Here is a 19579-nt window from a genome sequence, read left to right on the forward strand (position 1 = left end):
GGGAAACAGCGGCGGCCCCTTGCTTAATTTAAAGGGAGAAGTGATCGGCATTAACACAGCGATCATTGCGTCTGCCCGTGGTCTCGGATTCGCTATCCCGGTCAACATGGCGAAAGAGGTGCTCCCGCAGTTGAAGGAGAAGGGGAAGGTGACCCGGGCATGGCTTGGCGTAGGAATTCAAGAAGTAACGGAATCCCTCGCCCAATCTTTTGGGCTGAAAGAGAAGAAGGGCGCCCTGGTATCGCAAGTCTTCAAGGACAGTCCAGCTGAGAAGGCGGGCATCGAGCAAGGGGACATCATCCTCAAATTCGATGGTAAGGAGATCAATGACTCGAAGGAATTGCCGAGAATCGTGGGTGAAGCGGCAGTCGGAAAGACTGTGGCGATAACACTTTCAAGAAACGGCTCGGTGACCACCAAGGAGGCAAGACTCGGAGAAATGACTGATGATGCTGAGGTCTCGAAGGCTCCATCTCACAAGAAGCTGGGGATCGCCATCCAAGACATCACTCCAGAAGTTGCAAGGGCACTTGGCATAAAGGATGAGACCGGGGTTGTGGTGACCAACGTCGAGCCGGGGAGTGCAGCCTCGACTGCCGGAATCCAGCGAGGAGATGTCATCCAGGAGGTTAACCGCAAACCGGTTAGGGACACTCAGGGCTTCCTGCATATGATCGAGGGAGCAAAGGACGGAAACGTTCTCCTCCTGATTCACAGGGGAACAAACGACCTGTTTGTTGCTGTGGCTCCAAAGTAGTATGAGCAAGATCCGGCAGGGGAGGCACTCCCCTGCCGGAGCCCACAACATTTGAGAAGGAGCGTGCGATGAGATGTTCAAAGGGCAGGTTGTCGTATAGGCAGTGCATACGAAAGGACGTTACCGAATCATCAAGATTGGGCACTCGTGGTGAACAGGGTTCGTCGATTCCCGAGGAAACGATGAGTCCTCCAGGTTATCGGGCGATTGTGAAAACAATGTCCGACCGTAAACCCCCATGTGTGCAGTGTGAAGACAGTAAAGTGGGTTTTTGTATGAAGACGGGGTTTGAATGTCAAGAGTTCGTCAGGTACTCGACCATACCGCTGACGAAGGAACGAGAGCGCCGAGTGACCGGATGTTCGGGGGAATCCCCCGCGGAATGCGATCAGAAGAATAATGCTTTATCTGAATGAAATACATGGAAATGGTGGGCCCACCAGGACTCGAACCTGGGACCAACCGGTTATGAGCCGGTAGCTCTACCAACTGAGCTATGGGCCCGAAAATGGATTGCGATGGTGAGAATAGAGAGAATCGGGAATCTTTTCGGTGTCCTATTCTAAATGGTCGACTCCGGCCGGGTCAAGATGCCTCCATAAATGTCCTGAGCCACTTCGACCGCGATGGATGCTTCAGCTTCCTGAGTGCCTTCACCTCAATCTGCCTGATCCTCTCCCTCGTGACGTCAAACTCCTGCCCCAGTTCTTCAAGGGTGCGAGGCGCGTCCTCGCCGATACCGAACCTTCTCTTGATGATCTGCGCCTCCTTGGGGTGAAGGGTGCAGAGGACCTTATCGATCTGCGCCTTCAGATCGCCGCTGATCGCTATATCGAGGGGAGACAGGGTCGCCTTGTCTTCGATGAAATCCCTCAGGTGACTGTCTTCTTCCTCCCCTATCGGGGTCTCGAGAGATACCGGTTCCTTTGATATCTTCAGGATTGTCCTCACCTTTTCGATCGGCATGTCGACTCTCGTTGCTATCTCTTCGGGAGAAGGCTCGTACCCCAATTCCTGGACGAGTTCCCTCGTGGTCTTGGTGATCTGACTGATCACCTCTACCATATGTACGGGTATCCGTATCGTCCTCGACTGGTCGGCGAGAGCCCTCGTTATCGCCTGTCTGATCCACCATGTCGCATAGGTGCTGAACTTGTATCCCCTCCGGTATTCGAATTTGTCGACGGCCCTCATCAGGCCGATATTGCCTTCCTGAATGAGGTCCGAGAAGCTCAATCCCTTTCCGATGTAGCGCTTCGCTATGCTGATGACGAGTCTCAGGTTCGCTTCGACCATGGCGTCTTTTGCATCGCCGACTTCCCTTCCGGCATCGGAGAGTATCTCCGTCATCCGTTTCATCTCTCCATGGGGCGCACCGATCGAGCCTTCCTGCTTCGCAATCTCATTGAGGTATCCGCGATACCTCTCTTTCAGCGATTCGTGGGCACCGGCAAGTGTCTTTCCCTTCGAGGAGGTCTTTGAAATGGTTTGAGAAATGCCTTTCCCGGCAGCTTTTTTTTGAGAATCACGCTCCAGCTTGTCGACGTCAATACCGAAGGTCTTGAGCCTTTTGTTCAAGGGCGTCATCTTCTTCCTAATTTCTTCTATCTCACCGACGGTCTTTCCGAGTCTTTCGGCAAGTGCCGACATGACGTCCTCTTTGAGCCGCAGTTCCCGGACAGTCTCCACAATCTTTTCCTGGTTCTTTTCGAGGAATTTTCTGAGTTCACGGGCGCGGGATTCAGTGGTCGCCTCCCCTTTTCCACTGCCTTTCTTTCCGGTGACCCGGCCAGTCTCCTCTCCGCGAGGAGTGTTATTCCTGGTGGTGACGGGATAATGTCCGTCGAAGGCAGGCTTTCTTTTCTCGTAGAGCTTTCTTATCTTCTCCGTGACTGCGAAGAATTTCTCCCTTTTTTCGACAAGGACGTCTTCAGCGTCGACATCGCTCTGGATGAGCTCGTCCAAGGGGGCTTCCCCGGTTTTCACGAGGACACCGAGGGTTATGAGTTTATCGAGGGCAAAGGGAAATGAAAATATGCCTCTCAGTATCTTCTCTCTGCCCATTTCTATCTTTCGTGCCAGGTCGACTTCGCCTTCCTTCGTAAGAAGGGGAATGTTTCCCATCTCTTTGAGGTACATCTTAACGGGCTCGTATTCGCCCTCCATAAGGGAGACCTTGTCCTCGTCTCCGAATGATTCCCCTTCGATTTCCGGCTCTTTCAAGAGCTCGGGGTCATTGCCATCGAAGTCGCCGTCAAAACGCTTAAAGCCTTCTATCACCGGGCCTCCTTTATCAGTTTCTGCCACTCCGGCAGAAGAGCATTCAGCATCTCACTATCGGCGGAAATTTCGGCCTGTTTGATCCGCTCATGAACCTGCTTCAGCCTGTCGTCGTCTTTTCTTGCCTTGATCCTTCTGACGCAGTCCTCTATATTTTTGTCCACGGTCTCGCGATCGAATCCCGGACTCACCGTGAGCAGCGTGACAAGCGCCTTTTCTTCGTCGTTCAGGGACGGGAGGAGCGCCTCGACGCTTCCCCCCCCGCCTCCTGAAATGAGTTTCGAGAATATGTCTCCCACGGACTGGTTTCTGAACTCGCAGCCCGAAACGATGGGTGCTATCCGCTCGAGCCTGTCGGGGTAAGCGATGACGGCGCTTAAGAGGAGAACCTCCTCGTCATAGGAGCACGCCCTCACTGACAGACGGGAAGACGATGGGTTGATCCTCGTTCTTTCTCCCAATTTCTTCCCGAGTCTCATCATCTCTTCTCTTACGACTGTCTCGCGGATGCCCGACCTTTCCGAAAGCTCCCGAATGAGGTCCTCCCTCATGATCGCGTCACCCGCCGCCGAGATAATTTCGAGGGTCTCGCGAACCGTCTCGGTCTTGTCTTTTCCCGTCAACCCGAGGAGAAAATCGACGACGGAGCGCGACGCAGCGAGGAGCTTCCCGAAGGGCACCGCGCCGTGCTTTCTCAGGAAACTGTCGGGGTCTTCCCTCTCGGGCAGGAGGAGTATCTTTGCCCCGAATCCCTGCTCAAGGAGAAGAGGGACCGACCTCTTCGCGGCTGCTATCCCTGCCTCGTCGCCGTCGAATACGAGGATGGTTTTCTTTGTGAATCTTTTCAATTTTTGAAGATGACCCGGCGTCAGCGCGGTGCCGAGGGGCGCCACCGTGTTGATGAACCCGTATTGGTGGCAAAGAATGACATCGAAATATCCTTCGGCTATGAGGGCGTATCCCTTCTCCCTGATGCCGCTCTTTGCATGGTTGAGCCCGTAGAGGGTCTCTCCTTTCTTGAAGAGCGGGGTGTCAGGAGAGTTCAGGTACTTCGGCTGGGATTCGTCCATCACCCTTCCGCCGAAGGCGATGATCTCCCCCTGGACATCGGCAATCGGAAAGATGATCCTGTCCCTGAAGGTATCGTAGATGCCCTTCTCCCCGGAAGACGCTATCCCGGACTGGAGGATGAGGGTTTCAGAGAAGCCTTTCCGTCTGAGCGATCTCGAAAGGAGATGCCAATCCTTTGCAGCATAGCCGAGGGAGAAGGTTCTTACCGTATCATCGGCAATCCCCCTCCGCTTTAGATACGATAATGCGGTCTTTGACGCTTTCAGGTGCTCCGCAAAGACTTTCGACGCCTCCCTGAGCAGTCCGACGAGTTTCTCTTTCGTGTCGTCCTGCCTGCCCGGGGAGGAAAATTCTTTCGGATCCAGGCCCGCCTTCTTTGCAAGAAGTTTCAGGGACTCGGGAAAGGAGACGTTCTCGTACTTCATGATGAAACCGATACTGTCCCCCCCTGCGTTGCAGCCGAAGCAGTGAAATATCTGTTTTTCGGGATGTACCATGAACGATGGCGTTTTTTCTGCATGGAACGGACAGAGACCCTTGAAGTTCTGGCCCGAACGTTTCAGTTCGATATAGTCCGATACCACGTCGACGATATCGAGCCGCGCCCTTATCGCATCAATGAGTTTCTCAGTCTTCATTTGAACGGCCGGTACGAGAACATGTTACGAAACAACGGTCAGGCAGGAGCAGGTAATCTGCTGAAACGCCTGAATCCGGAACACTCCGATATTTCGAAGGGAGCTGCGATACCGCGCACTAACTCATCGAGAAGGAGATTCAGACCGAGGCTGTCACTCGATATATGCCCTGCGATGACAACATTGAGATGGTTCTTTTCGGCCTCTTTCCGATGTTCTTCGCTGAGGTGCATAGCCACAACGGTGTTGATCCCGCTCGATGCCATGCTCTCGAATATTTCCTTGGATCCTTCGGTGCCGCCGGTCATATCCACGAATATGCGGCCTGCCTTCCTCTTCTGCGACCCGATGAGAATCTGCGGTCCTGCGCCGTTGCGGGCAGCCTCCCGGTATTCGAAGATACCCTTGAGGATATCCATAACGTCAGCAATGGTATATGGTTTTTCTTCGTCGAATCTCCCCTGCAGATAGGTTGCGACCATGTTATCGGCGGGCGTGTGGAGGCAGATGAAAGGTATTCCGAGGAGTCTCGCAGCGTCAACGGTCCTTGTATGGTTGACGGGCAGGAGTTTCCGCTCAACCTCCTTGATCCTCCCCTCCATGAGGTCTTCCGCGGTGCTGATCGGGATACCGTATCTGTGGAGGATGTCGGACTGCATCCTCATGACGTCATAGAGTTTTGCGTAGGCCCTCCCGCCAGGGTGATGAGCAGCGACGAGATCGACCTTCATCCCCTTTTCTTTAAGCCTGTCAAAAAGGAGCAACTCGCCCACCTCTATGTCTATCCCGACGAGGATACCCGTTATTTCCTCTTCTCCGGTCCCATTGAGCATCCTCGAGTCTGCATAGGGATGGCGGAGGGTCTCAGGGTCAAAGACGCCCTTCTCATCTTCTTTCAGGGCGTCGTAGTCCTTCTTCTTTGCCTCGAGGTCCCGGAGGATGGTCTCTCTCCCCCTCGGGTCGTTTTCCATGCCGATGGCAATGGCTCTATCGTAAAGTTGTCGAAGGTTCATAGAGAGGTTACTCCCGATCGCGATCCATCAGTTCTTTCACCCGTTCGTTCACATACGTCCCATCGGCAACGCCTTTTATCTTCGGCATGAGTATGCGCATCACTTTGCCGATGTCGCGCATATCCTTCGCGGAAGATTCTCTTATCGCATCGAGGATCATTCCGTCTAGCTCCTCACGGCCGAGCTGTCGGGGCATGTATGACTGGAGTATCGAGATTTCCTCGGTCTCTTTTGCGGCAAGGTCCCTCCTTCCGGCCTTTGTGTATTGCTCCACAGACTCACGGCGTTGCTTCACCATGGAGGAGAGGATGAGCACTATCTCTTCATCCGTGAGGCTTTTGCCTTTTTCTATTTCCTTATTCTTTGCGGCAGCCTTTGCCATTCTCAGCACGGAGACCTTGAGGCCCTGCGACGCTTTCATCGCCGACCTCAGGTCCTCATCGAATCGTTGAAGGAGAGACACCTTATCGTACCGCCACTCTTATCTTCTTGAGAGCCTTCTCGCGTGCAGCGATCGCCTTCTTCTTTTTCTTGACGCTCGGTTTCTCGTAATGCTCCAGCTTTTTTACTTCCGAAAGGATTCCTTCCCTCTCACATTGTTTTTTGAATTTTCGGAGCGCATTTTCGAAGGAATCATTCTCCCGTACCCTTATAGAGGGCATCCATATACCCCTCCCCCCCGTTATCGGATTCTCCCATCTGTTTGTGAAAGGCCAGAAAGGTTCGAAATAATGTACCAGGTATTTCCGAAACATGTCAAGGCTGATGGGATGAGCGGACGGGGAGAATTACGCTCGGATTTCAGTGCCGATTCACGTCTTCCGGAAGTCTATAAATGGGGAGTCTTCAGGGGCCATCACTCCTGATATCCCCTGATGTGATAATAGGTGTCCAGAGTCTTCAAGAATGCCTCCCTGTCTATTGGGTGAAGCTGAGTAGTGCCGTCCTTCGTGCCCTCCTCTTTGAAAAACCGTTCCGGCAGGTCGTCATCGGATCTCGCAAAACCGTTCAGCCCGTTCAGATGCCGTTCCAGGCCCCAAATCCTCTCGCCGGTTCGCAGAAGAGACTGTACATCATAGAGCCTCCCCGTTACCGCCTGAACCGCCTTCGCATACTCTTCAAGACCCGCAGCAAAAAAAACGAACTTGCATGCGGTCAGGGAATCGACGACGGCGTTCATGTCCTCTGCTATCTTGATTATCCGGGCCTTCCCTTCAAAGGAAAACCTGTCCGTGGCGACCGGTTTCCTGAGGATTTCGTGGCTGATGGGATAGGCCCTGAGGTGGCACCCCCCCCTGTTGGACGTTGCGTATGCGAGAGCCATTCCGTAAGCTCCCCTCGGGTCGTAGGCAGGGAGCTCAAGCCCTTTCACGGACATGCTTGTTTCCGGACGACCCATGGATGAGGCGTATCTCCATGAGCCTTCTCCGAGGGCTTCACCGTTTTTCGTTTTTCTTTCCGCAATCTCGATGAGCAGCTTCACCATATCACGGGGGGAGAGCCTCTTCCCTTCTATCTCTGAAAAACACGCTATTGTCGAGGCGGCGCTGATCGTGTCGAGGCCGTACTCGTTGCAGATCCTGTTCGCCTCAACAATGCTCTCCACATCACTACAGCCGTTCAACGCGCCAAAATGGGATACGCTCTCGAATTCCGGGATGATCTCTCCCGCGGAGCCGATCTTCTTGCAGAGGATGGGACAGCCGGCACATCCGGTTTTCCCTGCGTTGTACCGCGTCTTCATGGCATACCCGGAATATGCCGATGCGAGGGGGAAGAATGTGCTCCTGAAGTTCTCCGTCGGCTCCATCCTCCTCGCATGGATAAGATCTACGAGGGCCGCCGTCCCGAACTCAGAGAGCCCGAGCTCTCCGAAGACTGCAGGGGACGCCCGCAAGAGTCTCATGATCTCCTCGCGGGCCTTCTTCAGTCCTTCTCTATCCGCGACGGGGACTGTTCCGTCTCCCTGAACTCTTATGGCCTTCAGCTTCTTCGCGCCCATGACCGCGCCGAGTCCGCCTCTTCCTGCGAGGTAATGGCCGTCAAAGACGATCGAAGAGAACCGTACCCATCCCTCTCCCGATCTCCCGATGGTCGCATACGAGCCTTTCCCCCCGATACGTTCCCCTACCTCGGAGGTATTCATTCCGACCAAACTATCGGCATCTTCTATCGATACACGGTCATTCTCGATGACGATGAGGACCCATTTCCTGGATGCGCCGGTTATTTCGATGAGATCGAACCCAGTCTTCTTCAGTTCCGTGCCGAATCTCCCTCCGACGGAGCAGTCGAATACCGTCCCGGTTAAGGGCGACCGTGAGATGACAGACATCCTCCCCGAAGTCGGCGCGGCTGTTCCGACGAGAGGACCGGTGGCGAAGATAAGCGGCATCTCGGGAGAATCGTAATTCTCAGTTATCTTCGGCGCGACCATGGCAACGCCGATGCCCCTGCCGCCGAGGTATCTGTCGCATAATTCCTCGGGGGTCCTGAAGATTTCGATCTCACTCTTCGTGAGGTCGACCCTGATGCTCTTCCCCATATAACCGTACATGGATACTCTATTTTACCATTGCAGGCTACTTTTTCAGGCCCATCGGACAGTTCCCTTCGGGATGACAGATGCATCATTCTGTTCCAGCCGCAGCCCCACGAGTCATTGAGTTTGCTTCGGTGCACGGGAGCGGACAGGGCAAACAAGAGACCCCACGGGTTTCATCAAGGCGCGGCCGGAATCCGAGAGGGGATAGAAGCCCGAATGAATGCTTCTCGTTACAGCCCGACCTTTGTGATAACTCCGTGGAGTTTTTTTGGCGGGAACATGTAAAACTGGATGAATGTCGGCGTCAGCCGCTTGATGACGGCGAAGAGCTTCCAGATAATATTTCTCGTCGAGATGTCCTCTATGCCGTAGAAGACGACCCGTTCATCTATGGCCGCTTCGCGTAGTATCTCGTCCACGTCAATGCCTTCCATATATCCCATCTGCATCTCAAAGACGCGGAGGCCGTTTGCGAGGTCCTCCCTGAAGAACCCTGCGACGCCGTAAGGGTCGTCCCTCTTTATAAGGGAGACAAAGATATTGTCTTCATAGAGTATGCCGTGGTAGAACATCGTCTGCGTGATATAGAAGGGGATTTCCCGGACGTCTTTCAGGAGGAAGAGGGCGGTGCCCTTGATTCTTTCGGAGGTCCCGTAGACCCTGTTGAACTTCAGGAGAAAATCTTCGAGGGGCATGAAATCCATCATCCGGTAAAGTTTCCTCTGCCCCTGCGTATAGAGGAGAATCGTCGCCAGAGGAAAGAATGCGATGACGAGCGACCAGTATCCGCCGTGGGGTAGTTTGGTAAAGTTTGCGCTGAGGTAGGTGATATCGATGAATGTCACGAGCAATGAGACGAAGGCAAAGAAATGCTGTTTCCTGGCCGAAAAGATCCAAATCATCATGATGCCGGTGAGGGTCATGGTTCCCGTGACCGCCAGACCGTATGCGGCGGCGAGGCGGCTCGATTCCTGAAATTGGAGCATGATGAAGAGCACGGCAAAGAGCAGGAACCAGTTGACACTCCCGATATATATCTGCGACCTCCTCTCCCAAGAGGTATAATCGACCCTGAACATCGGCATGATCCTTGTGTTGATGCCCTGAAAGACGATCGAAAACATCCCGCTGATCATCGCCTGAGACGCAATGATCGTCGCGGTGATGCTCAGGAGAAGAAAGGGCACATAGAAAGTCCTTGCATGAGAGAAGATCATCTCGAAGAGGATGTTCTTCGCTTCGGGATGTCTCAGGAGATAGGCGCCCTGTCCCAGATAATTGAACACAAGGGCGACAAAGACCCCCGACCATGCCTGCCGGATCGGTCTCGCCCCGAGATGGCCCATGTCGGCATAGAGCGCCTCGCCGCCCGTCGCGCAGAGGATGATCTCTCCCAGGGCGATAAAACCAGCGACCTTGTTTCTCAGGAGAAACTGTATGCCGTGATAGGGATTGAGCGCATCGATGACCGCCGGCGCCTCGAGTATGGAATCCACCCCTGAAATGAGAAGAGCGGCAAACCATACAATCATGATCGGCCCGAACGCCCCCGCGACCTTTTCCGTCCCCTTGCTCTGGAACGCAAAGAGGATGACTGCGATGACCATCGAAATGAGCACGATGACTGTCTTCGACAGGTTTTCCAATCCCGGGATGAGCACCGCCCCTTCAACGGCGCTCAATATGCTGATGGCAGGCGTGATGACCCCGTCTCCTATGAGGAGCGAGATCCCTATGAAGGAGAGTATCGACACAAGGATGATGCTCCTTCGGGACTTGAGTCCGGAAGCAAGAATCTCCCTCAGCACGATCGTTCCTCCTTCTCCCCGTCTGCTGAGATTCATGGCTATCCAGGCGTACTGCACCGTTACCAGGGCAACGAGAGTCCAGATGACGAGGGATAGGACGCCGATGATGTTGTCATGAGTCGGTTTCAGGAGAAGGAAGACCACCGTCAGCGTGTAGATAGGACTGGTTCCGATGTCTCCGAATACGAGACCGAGTGACTTGACGATGCCTTTTATCTGGTTCTCTTTCTCCCGCATGTCCATGACCTTCCGGGTCCGTCTATTTTAGCTATCGTTTGCAACATTAACAAGTAGTACTCGAGAGCGACGACTCATCCGCTCTCATTGGGAATTCAGGGCATGAACGAATCAAGAACCTAACAGTACCATTTCATATTGACAAATTCTTCTTTCCGTTCTAAAGTAAGTTCAAATAGCAGCCGAAGTCCGTTCAGAGAACGGACGCGGGGGACCCGAACATTTGGGGCGTATTCCTTCAGGGATAGGGCACTTCCAGGCCCGAGCCCGACAGCTAACCTCGCAGGCATTTGGAAGGGCAACAGGCAGAAAATAGGAACCGCCGATTGCCGGCGGTTTTTTTATTTTCTCCCTCTCCTGCCCCTCTCAAAAAGAAGGATTTATGGTGCTGTAGAAATTCCCGTTTAAAAGCGTCGAATTGTGCGTTATTATTCTGTAAGGGCATTTAAGGAGTACTGTGCAGATTGAGAAGGGGGGAAAAAGAGAGAAAATGGAAAAGGCATCAATTTCAATATTCCCGATCGTATTATCCGGGCTTGTGGCCACCGTCTTTACCACCTCACCGATGCCCGATGAGGTGAAGCCCGGTCAGACGGACGCCATGGGTGACCAGGTACGTTTTAGGAGGCGACTATGCAATACACAGGCATGACATTTGATATTGCCCAGATCTTTGCGTTGTTGGTTCTGCTCACGCTCCTTGTAAGGCCTCTCGGCGGGTATATGAAGAAGGCATACGAAGGCGAAAGGACTTTTCTTACGTCGGCGTTCGGCCCTTTGGAAAGACTCCTTTACAGGGTGGCACGCATCAGACCTGACGATGAGATGAACTGGAAGCGCTATGCTCTTTCTATGCTCATCTTCAACTTCGTGGGGCTGGTGGTGATGCTTGCGGTACTGATGCTGCAAGGGTATTTGCCGCTCAACCCCGGTAAGTTTCCGGGTTTTTCCTGGCATCTGGCGATCAATACAGCCGTGAGTTTCGTCACGAACACCAACTGGCAGGCGTATAGCGGTGAAACCGCTGTGAGCTATCTCACGCAGGTGATCGTCCTCGCAGTGCATAACTTTCTTTCGGCTGCTACGGGAATGGCTATCGTCATAGCCTTCATTCGCGGGCTCGCCCGGAGGACCGCAGAAACGATAGGCAATTTCTGGGTGGATATGACGAGGAGCGTTGTCTATGTCCTCCTGCCGATATCTCTTATCGCCGCTCTCGTGCTCGTTTCTCAGGGCGTCATCCAGAACTTCAGCCCTTACAAGACAGTCCAACTGGTGGAACCGACTCGCTACGAGAAGCCGAAGCTCGATGACCAGGGCAACCCCGTGAAAGACGAAAAAGGACGGGCTGTGACCGAGAAGCTGGCACTGAAGGAGCAGACACTGCCTATGGGACCGGTCGCGTCTCAGGAGGCGATAAAGGAACTGGGGACAAACGGGGGCGGTTTCTTCAACGCAAACTCAGCTCACCCCTATGAGAATCCGACGCCGCTCTCCAACTTTCTCGAAATCCTCCTCATCCTCTCTATCCCTGCTGCCCTCACGAATACCTTCGGTCGCATGGTCGGCAAGACGCGGCAGGGGTGGGCCATTTACACGGCGATGATGGTCATCCTCATTGTGGCGGTCGGTGCGCTTTATTGGGCTGAATACAGCGGCAATCCTCTGCTTCAAAGGCTGGGTGCGCCGGGTGCCAACATGGAGGGCAAGGAGATACGATTCGGCCTCGGTGGCACCTCCCTCTTCACGAGCGCAACTACCGGCACGTCGTGCGGGGCGGTAGTTGCGATGCATGACTCATTGACACCCCTCGGCGGGATGATCCCTCTCATGCTCATCCTCTCGGGCGAGGTTGTCTTTGGAGGAGTCGGATCGGGCCTTTATACCATGCTCGCATTCGTCATCATCTCGGTCTTCACTGCAGGCCTCATGATCGGCAGGATCCCAGAATATCTCGGGAAAAAGATCGAGGTCAGGGAGATGTGGATGTCCGTGATCACCGTCCTTACTGCGGGGGTCGTCATCCTCCCGTTTGTCGCGATAGCACTGATCACGCCCTCAGCGGTGAGTTCCATGGCAAACCCCGGTCCGCACGGCCTGAGCGAGGTCCTCTACGCCTTTGCTTCAATGGCCAACAACAACGGCAGCGCATTTGCCGGCCTGAACGCGAATACCGTCTTCTATAACCTGATGGGTTCTCTCGCAATGCTTGCGGGACGATTCGGTCCGGCTATCGCAATTCTGGCCATGGCCGGTTCCCTCGTGAAGAAGAAGCATGTCCCTGCCAGCGTCGGCACGCTCCCGACGGATCAGCTTCCCTTCATATTCTGGCTCGTATCGGTCATCCTGATTGTCGGGGCTTTGACCTTCTTCCCGGTCCTCGCCCTTGGGCCGATTGTGGAACATATGATCATGCAGGGAGGCGTATAGTCATGGCGAAACATGGAGAGAAGAGCAAGGGAATATTCGATCCGAAACTGTTAAAGGCAGCGTTTATAGATTCGTTCAGGAAGCTCGACCCGAGGGCCCTCTGGAGGAACCCGGTCATGCTGTCGGTCGAAATCGGCAGCGTGATCACAACGGTCAATTTCATCTACAATCTGGCGAGCGGAAGAGGGGAGCCTGCCTGGTTCACCGGGGCTGTTTCAGCGTGGCTCTGGCTGACGGTTCTCTTCGCCACCTTTGCGGAGTCCCTCGCGGAAGGACGCGGCAAGGCCCGCGCAGAGTCTATGAAGAAAACACGAACCGAAATTATGGCGAAAAAATTGAAGAAGCCCGAACCGGGCGGGCAGTACGAACTTGTCCCCTCGACGCAACTGCGCAAGGGAGACGTGATACTCGTCGAAGCGAAGGATCTGGTCGCCGGTGATGGCGAAGTTATCGCCGGCGCCGCGCTCGTCAACGAGGCGGCTGTCACCGGGGAGTCTGCACCCGTGGTCAGGGAATCCGGGGGAGACCGCAGCGCTGTGACGGGCGGCACTCAGGTGATAGCGAACAGCATTGTCGTCCGAATAACGGCGAATCCCGGCGAGACCTTCCTCGACCGCATGATCGCGATGGTTGAGGGCGCGAAGCGACGGAAGACGCCGAACGAGATAGCATTGGAGGTTCTTCTCGTTGCGCTGACCGTCGTCTTCTTCCTCGTCGTGGTGAATCTTAGTCCGCTTTCGGTTTATAGCGTCAAGGCGATGGGGCAGGGCCAGCCGGTTACGCTGGTGGTTCTCGTCTCCTTATTCGTCTGTCTGATACCGACGACGATCGCGGCGCTCCTTCCCGCCATCGGCATCGCGGGAATGGACCGTCTGTTCCAGAGGAATGTCATAGCCCTCTCCGGCAGGGCGATAGAGGCCGCAGGGGACGTCAATGTGCTGCTCTTAGATAAGACCGGCACGATTACCCTCGGAGATCGCCAGGCGGTCGCCTTCATACCCGTATCAGGGTATTCCGACAGGGAAGTCGCTGATGCGGCACTCATGGCTTCGATGACGGACGAAACCCCCGAGGGTCGGAGCATTGTGGTTCTTGCGAAGCAGAAGTATGATCTCCGCATGCGGGAATTGCCGCCGAATGCCGAAACGATACCCTTCAGTGCCGAGACGAGGATTAGCGGGGCAAATGTGGCGGGGCGGGCTTATCGGAAAGGCGCCGCCGATGCGATCATGCGCCATGTCGAGGGCGGCGGCGGAATCGTACCCCAAGACCTCCACGGGATTGTCACGGAAATCGCGAAGTCGGGAGGGACGCCGCTTGTGGCGTGCTGTGATAAGGATATCCTCGGTGTCATTAATCTCAAGGACATATTGAAGGGGGGCATCCGCGAACGATTCCTCCAGCTGAGAAACATGGGGATTAAGACCGTGATGATCACCGGCGACAATCCTCTCACGGCAGCGGCCATCGCTACTGAAGCAGAGGTGGACGACTTCCTGGCCGAGGCGAAGCCCGAGGACAAACTGAGGCTCATCCGGGAGAACCAGCAGCAGGGGTACATGGTAGCGATGACCGGCGACGGCACCAACGATGCCCCCGCTCTTGCGCAGGCCGATGTCGCGGTGGCGATGAATACCGGGACACAGCCTGCGAGGGAGGCGGCAAACATCATCGACCTTGACAGCAACCCGACGAAATTGCTCGACATCGTCGAGATCGGCAAGCAGATCCTCATGACGAGGGGGACGCTCACGACCTTCAGTATCTCAAATGATGTGGCAAAGTATTTTGCGATCATCCCCGCCGCCTTTGCCGCAGTCTACCCGCAGCTCGGGATCTTGAACGTGATGCACCTCGCCAATCCGTTCAGCGCAATCCTTTCGGCCGTTATCTTCAATGCGATCATCATTCCGCTCCTGATTCCGCTCGCGTTGAAGGGGACACCGTACCGGCCGATGCACGCTGAAAAGCTGCTCATCTATAACCTTTTGATATACGGGGTGGGAGGGCTCCTCGCCCCCTTTGCTGGAATTAAACTGATTGACGCATTGATAAATGCCTTGATTTGAAAGGAGAGGCCTCATGAAAGAGATAAAGAACGGCGTACTGCTCTTCGTGGTCTTGTCGCTGCTGACCGGTGTGCTCTATCCTGCCGCGGTGACGGTCCTCGCTCAGCTCATCTTCCCCTGGCAGGCGAACGGGAGCATCTTGTATGGATCCGACGGCAGAGCAATCGGTTCTTCCCTGATCGGGCAGCCGTTTTCAGACCCGAAATACTTCTGGCCGCGGCCTTCGGCGACGACCGATTTCCCTTACAATGCCCTGGCATCGGGAGGGTCAAATCTCGGCCCGACGAATAAGGAACTCATCAGTCAAGTCGGAGAAAGGGTGAAGACTTTCCGGGAATCGGCCGTTCAGGGGCCCCTTCCTGCTGACCTCGTGACAGCCTCGGGCAGCGGACTTGACCCGCACATCACCCCGGAAGCAGCTATGATACAGATACCGCGCATCGCAAAGACGCGACATCTTTCCGAGGATGTGGTAAAAGACCTGGTGCAAAGGCATCTGGATGGCCGCCAGTTAGGTCTCCTCGGATCACCGAGGGTGAATGTTTTGAAACTGAATTTGGCTCTCGATGCAGTATCTACGGGTTAATACCCGAATACCGGTCCCTCGAAGGCAGGAACCAGGGCAAGAGAAGATTGATCCGGTTTCGCGCGGTGAGCGGAATGACAGAGAAGGGATATACAAATATGGCTGAAGACGAAGAATACAGGAGACCCTCTCCGGAGGCGCTCCTTGACCTTGCTCAAAAGGAAGAGACCAAAGAAAAGCGGGGCAAGCTCACCATATACTTCGGATCCGCTCCCGGTGTCGGAAAGACCTATGCGATGCTCCTTGACGCGCGCCAGCGAAAAAAGGAAGGGATAGACGTTGTCGTGGGGTATATCGAGACCCACGGAAGGCCTGAGACCGATGCATTGCTGGAAGGTCTCGAAATCCTCCCTCCTCTTGTCGTCACATACATGGGCGTGGAACTTAGGGAAGTCGATTTAGGGAAGGTGTTCTCACGCAGGCCCAAACTGGTGCTTGTGGATGAGCTCGCCCATACGGATGCCCCGGGTCTCCGCAATGCCAAGAGATATCAGGACATCGAAGAGATACTGAATGCCGGCGTAGACGTGTACACGACGATGAACGTACAGCACGTCGAGAGTCTTAACGACATCGTCTACCAGATAACGAATGTCCGTGTTCGCGAAACAGTGCCCGATACGGTGATTGAAGGGGCAGACGAAATCAAGCTCGCCGATCTGCCGCCCGAGGAGTTGATTAAGAGGCTCCACGAAGGAAAGGTCTACGTGAAGGACATGGCGAACAGCGCGGTACAGAAATTCTTCCGTCCGGGGAACCTGCTGGCACTCCGGCAGTTGGCTCTTCGCGCGGTCGCGGGCAGCGTAGATGAGAAGATGCGCAGTTACATGCAGGCCCATGCCATAGCCGGCCCCTGGTCTGCGATGGAGCGCGTTCTCGTTGGGGTATTCGCAAGCCCTTACGCTGAGAAGTTGGTCCGCTCGGCATTCAGGCTCGCGAATGACATCGATGCCGAATGGATCGCCTTCTACGTTGAGACGGAAAGGCATGGGACACTTTCGGAGAAAGAGATGGAGTGGCTGAATAAGGCGATGGACCTGGCGAAGCAGTTGGGGGCACGCCTCGTCTGGATCAAGGGAGACGACGCGACGGAAGTGATGGCCGAATATGCACGGACTCATAACGTGACGAAGATCGTCATAGGGAAACCCCGCCGCTTCGGACTTGTCCAGTCGATTCCTAAGAAGCTTCTCGCGAGGACTCCCAACATCGACATTTACCTGTTGGACGCGAGGGTCGATCCGAAAGTGATGCCGAGGAAACGGGTGACGTTCCTGAAGCCGATGAATTATGTCCTCGGCGTTCTTGCCGTGGGGTTTATGTCGATCCTCGCCTTTCTTTTACGGAGTCGTCTCGATCAGGTCAACCTCCTCTTTCTGCTCCTGCTGCCGGTCATCCTGAGCGCGCTTTACCTGGGAAGGGGACCTTCCATCGCAGCGGCAATAACGAGTATCCTCATCTTTGACTACCTCTTCGTCTCTCCCGCTTTCAGCTTTGTGGTGGTAGATGTGCAGTATTTTATTTCCTTCGTCGTGTATATCGCGGTCGTCGTAGTGATCAGCAACCTCGCCTCCCAGCTGCGAAGCAAAGTGGACTTGCTGAAACGGAGTGAAATGAAGAATATAGCACTCTACGGGCTGAGCAAGGATTTGGTAACGGCCCGCACCGTAGAGCAGGTTCTCTCGATCATGGTCAGCCATACAGTAGAAATATTCCCGTGTGAAATGGCCGTCTTTCTGCCTGAGCACGAACGTCTATCGGTGAGAGCGAAGACCACGGAGTTTGAAGTGAACCCTCAGGTGCTCGGGGTGGCATCATGGGTCTTGATCAACAAGCAGCCTGCGGGTCACGGCACGAGTACCCTGCCGCAGGCAAAGGCCTACTACCTGCCGATGATGTCGGGAGAAGAGATTATCGGGGTTGTCGGATTCGATTTTAAGGGAAGCGAAGAGATCATGACGTCCGAAAGACGGGTGGTCCTCAAAACGATTACCCGCCTCGGCGCGCTGGCGATAGAGCGTATCAGGGTCCAATAGTAACTGCGAGAAGACGAAATGGTTCGGAAGTCAGGAGAGAAGCGATGACTCAGGAAAAGCGGAAGCTATTCTTTTCCGGCATCGGAGGGAGCGGGATGTCGGCGATCGCCTGTTTTATGGCCGACAAGGGCCGGATCATTGTCGGCTCTGACAGGGCATTCGATCAGGATCCTCATCATCCTCTCAGCGGCCTCTTGAGGGCAAAGGGGATTACGATCGTGCCGCAGGATGGCAGAGGTATCGACAGGTCCTTTGACCTTGTCGTCTTCAGCACGGCGGTCGAACCGAACAGACCCGAGGTCCTCAGGGCAAGGGAACTCGCCATCCCGATGAAGACAAGACCTGAATACCTCGCCGAGATCGTGAAAGCATTTGAAACCATAGCCGTTGCCGGCACGAGCGGAAAATCAACCGCATCGGGCATGCTCGCATTCCTCATGGAGCGGCTAGGGATGTCTCCCAATTTCATAGGAGGAGGGAGGGTCCGGCAGTTCAGGACGGAGACAAACCCCGGTAATTCCAAGGCCGGGAAGTCGGACTATCTCGTCATCGAGGCCTGCGAGTCGGACGGGACGATCGTCGACTATCGACCGCACCATTCGATCATCTTGAATCTCGACCTCGACCATAACCCGATAGACAGAACAGCCGAGATGTTCCGGGTGCTGATGGAGCATACAGACGGAATGGTCGTCATAAATGCGGATGACGCTCACGCCGGAGAACTTCACGCACAAGGCGTAATCACCTTTTCCATCGATAATCCTTCGGACTACAGAGCGCAAGATATCGCGCTCAGCCCATTTGGCACGGATTTCTCGGTGAGGGGTGTGCGGTACAGACTTTCCATTCCGGGAAGATATAACGCCTCGAACGCGCTCTCGTGCATAGCGGCGCTTTCTGAGATCGGCCTACCGCCGGAGGAGATCGCCCTCCTTCTGCCGGAATTTCAGGGGATAGAGAGGCGTTTCGATGTCCATTTCGATGACGGGAGGAGGATCGTCATCGATGATTACGCCCATAACCCGCATAAAATAGCATCTCTCGCAGGAGCGATGAAGAATATCAGGGAGCGCGTCTGCTATATATTTCAGCCTCACGGGTTTGCGCCGACGAGGATGATGAAGGCGGAATACATCGAGACATTCATCAGGAGTCTCCGGGAGACCGATCACCTCGTACTCCTCCCGATCTTTTATTCGGGCGGTACGGTCGCTAAGGATATATCGAGTAATGATCTCGCTGTCGGAATAAGGGCCGGAGGGAGATCCGTCGAGGCAGTCTCGGGCCGTGATGAGCTGCTGAAACGAGTCGGAGAATGGGATGCCTATGTGGTCTTCGGAGCGCGTGATGAGACGCTCTCCGATTTCGCAAGAGAGATAGCCCGATTACTTAGGAAGGAATGAGGACGGATGAGACGTTCCGAGCACCGCCGACTGTGGTTATTCTTTTGAGCTTATGATCCCCGTCGATGGGTCGTACGTGTACTTGTTGCTGTCCAGGGGAATCCCGGCAAAGTCAGCGAGTTCTTTGAGGTCATTCGGATATCTTCCGTTTGCGGCCTGAAAGGCCTTTATGGATTCCTGCAGGTTTTGGATGCTCGTCTTATCGCCGAACTTCTCTGAATCCTTATAGGTCTTCATGAGCCTGTCCCCGTATTGTTCGGCCGGATTCTTGCCTTTACACGATAGGGAGAGTGAGACGAGACCGAGGATAAGGAACAATCGCAGAACCTTCATGATGTTCCTACGAAAGGGTGACGGCGGCATAACCGGTTATAGGGTGTATCCGCTCTCTCCATGCTGGCTCAGGTCAAGACCCTCAACCTCTTCCTCGGTACTCACCCTCAGGCCTACCGTCCAATCGAGGACCTTCAGCATAAGCGCCGTCAATACGAAGGAATAGACCATCGCGACAAGTATCCCGATGACCTGAGTCAGAAAGACCTTCGCGTTCCCGAAGAAGAGTCCGTCCGCCCCTGATGGATTGATGAGCTTCTGGGCGAATAAACCGGTGGCGAGGGTTCCGATGATCCCGCCGACCCCGTGCACACCGAAGGCATCGAGGGAATCGTCATAGCCGAAGCGGTTCTTCATGGTGAGGGAGAGG

At 54.7% G+C, this 19579-nt stretch carries 15 protein-coding genes, 1 tRNA gene and 1 riboswitch; of the genes, 6 read left to right on the top strand and 10 right to left on the bottom strand.

All coding sequences use genetic code 11. From position 1 onward, the window contains the following. On the top strand, positions 1–757 hold a 757-nt coding region (locus VEI96_02875; GenBank protein HXX56928.1), incomplete at its 5' end, for a PDZ domain-containing protein. A 428-nt stretch (positions 758–1185) separates the two neighbouring features. Here VEI96_02875 and VEI96_02880 read toward each other — a convergent pair. The 8 genes from VEI96_02880 to VEI96_02915 form a co-directional block, all read right to left on the bottom strand. Next, positions 1186–1261: transfer RNA gene (locus VEI96_02880), tRNA-Ile, on the bottom strand. An 81-nt stretch (positions 1262–1342) separates the two neighbouring features. Beyond that, positions 1343–3037, bottom strand: a complete 1695-nt coding sequence (gene rpoD, locus VEI96_02885) for an RNA polymerase sigma factor RpoD (protein HXX56929.1) — start codon at positions 3035–3037, stop codon at positions 1343–1345. Then, on the bottom strand, positions 3034–4746 hold the full coding sequence (gene dnaG, locus VEI96_02890) for a DNA primase (protein HXX56930.1): 1713 nt from the start codon (positions 4744–4746) through the stop codon (positions 3034–3036). The genes rpoD and dnaG overlap by 4 nt, the downstream gene beginning before the upstream one ends. Positions 4747–4784: 38 nt before the next feature. Next, positions 4785–5759, bottom strand: coding sequence for an NGG1p interacting factor NIF3 (locus tag VEI96_02895; GenBank protein ID HXX56931.1), 975 nt, complete (start codon positions 5757–5759; stop codon positions 4785–4787). 7 nt (positions 5760–5766) lie between these two features. Further along, positions 5767–6222, bottom strand: coding sequence for a GatB/YqeY domain-containing protein (locus VEI96_02900; protein HXX56932.1), 456 nt, complete (start codon positions 6220–6222; stop codon positions 5767–5769). A gap of 1 nt (position 6223) precedes the next feature. Then, a complete protein-coding gene (gene rpsU, locus VEI96_02905) occupies positions 6224–6421 on the bottom strand; it encodes a 30S ribosomal protein S21 (protein ID HXX56933.1) in 198 nt (65 codons plus the stop codon). A gap of 194 nt (positions 6422–6615) precedes the next feature. After that, a complete protein-coding gene (locus VEI96_02910) occupies positions 6616–8316 on the bottom strand; it encodes an aldehyde ferredoxin oxidoreductase family protein (GenBank protein HXX56934.1) in 1701 nt (566 codons plus the stop codon). 218 nt (positions 8317–8534) lie between these two features. Next, the gene (locus tag VEI96_02915; GenBank protein ID HXX56935.1) at positions 8535–10355 is read right to left on the bottom strand and encodes a KUP/HAK/KT family potassium transporter; all 1821 of its coding nucleotides are present in this window, start codon (positions 10353–10355) and stop codon (positions 8535–8537) included. A gap of 164 nt (positions 10356–10519) precedes the next feature. Next, a riboswitch (cyclic di-AMP (ydaO/yuaA leader) is annotated at positions 10520–10653 on the top strand. Between the two features lie 329 nt (positions 10654–10982). Here VEI96_02915 and kdpA point away from each other — a divergent pair. From kdpA to VEI96_02940, 5 genes are all read left to right on the top strand, one after another. Next, positions 10983–12779: a potassium-transporting ATPase subunit KdpA gene (gene kdpA / locus VEI96_02920; protein HXX56936.1), complete on the top strand. Its 1797-nt coding sequence runs from the start codon at positions 10983–10985 to the stop codon at positions 12777–12779. A 2-nt stretch (positions 12780–12781) separates the two neighbouring features. Continuing rightward, positions 12782–14848, top strand: coding sequence for a potassium-transporting ATPase subunit KdpB (gene kdpB, locus VEI96_02925; GenBank protein HXX56937.1), 2067 nt, complete (start codon positions 12782–12784; stop codon positions 14846–14848). A 13-nt stretch (positions 14849–14861) separates the two neighbouring features. Further along, on the top strand, positions 14862–15434 hold the full coding sequence (gene kdpC, locus VEI96_02930) for a potassium-transporting ATPase subunit KdpC (protein HXX56938.1): 573 nt from the start codon (positions 14862–14864) through the stop codon (positions 15432–15434). 98 nt (positions 15435–15532) lie between these two features. Continuing rightward, a complete protein-coding gene (locus VEI96_02935) occupies positions 15533–17470 on the top strand; it encodes a DUF4118 domain-containing protein (protein HXX56939.1) in 1938 nt (645 codons plus the stop codon). Positions 17471–17514: 44 nt separating this feature from the next. Then, positions 17515–18876: a Mur ligase family protein gene (locus VEI96_02940; protein ID HXX56940.1), complete on the top strand. Its 1362-nt coding sequence runs from the start codon at positions 17515–17517 to the stop codon at positions 18874–18876. Positions 18877–18912: 36 nt separating this feature from the next. Here VEI96_02940 and VEI96_02945 read toward each other — a convergent pair whose 3' ends face one another. Continuing rightward, complete coding sequence (locus VEI96_02945; GenBank protein ID HXX56941.1) at positions 18913–19209, bottom strand: hypothetical protein; 297 nt, start codon at positions 19207–19209, stop codon at positions 18913–18915. 36 nt (positions 19210–19245) lie between these two features. Then, on the bottom strand, positions 19246–19579 hold a 334-nt coding region (locus tag VEI96_02950), incomplete at its 5' end, for an ammonia channel protein (GenBank protein ID HXX56942.1).

The sequence above is a fragment of the Thermodesulfovibrionales bacterium genome (assembly GCA_035622735.1).
Classification (GTDB): Bacteria; Nitrospirota; Thermodesulfovibrionia; order Thermodesulfovibrionales; family UBA9159; genus DASPUT01.

Coding starts and splice junctions, on each gene's coding strand:
- dnaG (HXX56930.1), bottom strand. CDS start 4,746: ATGAAGACTGAGAAACTCATTGATGCGATAAGGGCGCGGCTCGATATC.
- VEI96_02895 (HXX56931.1), bottom strand. CDS start 5,759: ATGAACCTTCGACAACTTTACGATAGAGCCATTGCCATCGGCATGGAA.
- rpsU (HXX56933.1), bottom strand. CDS start 6,421: ATGCCCTCTATAAGGGTACGGGAGAATGATTCCTTCGAAAATGCGCTC.
- VEI96_02910 (HXX56934.1), bottom strand. CDS start 8,316: ATGTACGGTTATATGGGGAAGAGCATCAGGGTCGACCTCACGAAGAGT.
- VEI96_02915 (HXX56935.1), bottom strand. CDS start 10,355: ATGGACATGCGGGAGAAAGAGAACCAGATAAAAGGCATCGTCAAGTCA.
- kdpA (HXX56936.1), top strand. CDS start 10,983: ATGCAATACACAGGCATGACATTTGATATTGCCCAGATCTTTGCGTTG.
- kdpB (HXX56937.1), top strand. CDS start 12,782: ATGGCGAAACATGGAGAGAAGAGCAAGGGAATATTCGATCCGAAACTG.
- kdpC (HXX56938.1), top strand. CDS start 14,862: ATGAAAGAGATAAAGAACGGCGTACTGCTCTTCGTGGTCTTGTCGCTG.
- VEI96_02935 (HXX56939.1), top strand. CDS start 15,533: ATGGCTGAAGACGAAGAATACAGGAGACCCTCTCCGGAGGCGCTCCTT.
- VEI96_02940 (HXX56940.1), top strand. CDS start 17,515: ATGACTCAGGAAAAGCGGAAGCTATTCTTTTCCGGCATCGGAGGGAGC.
- VEI96_02945 (HXX56941.1), bottom strand. CDS start 19,209: ATGAAGGTTCTGCGATTGTTCCTTATCCTCGGTCTCGTCTCACTCTCC.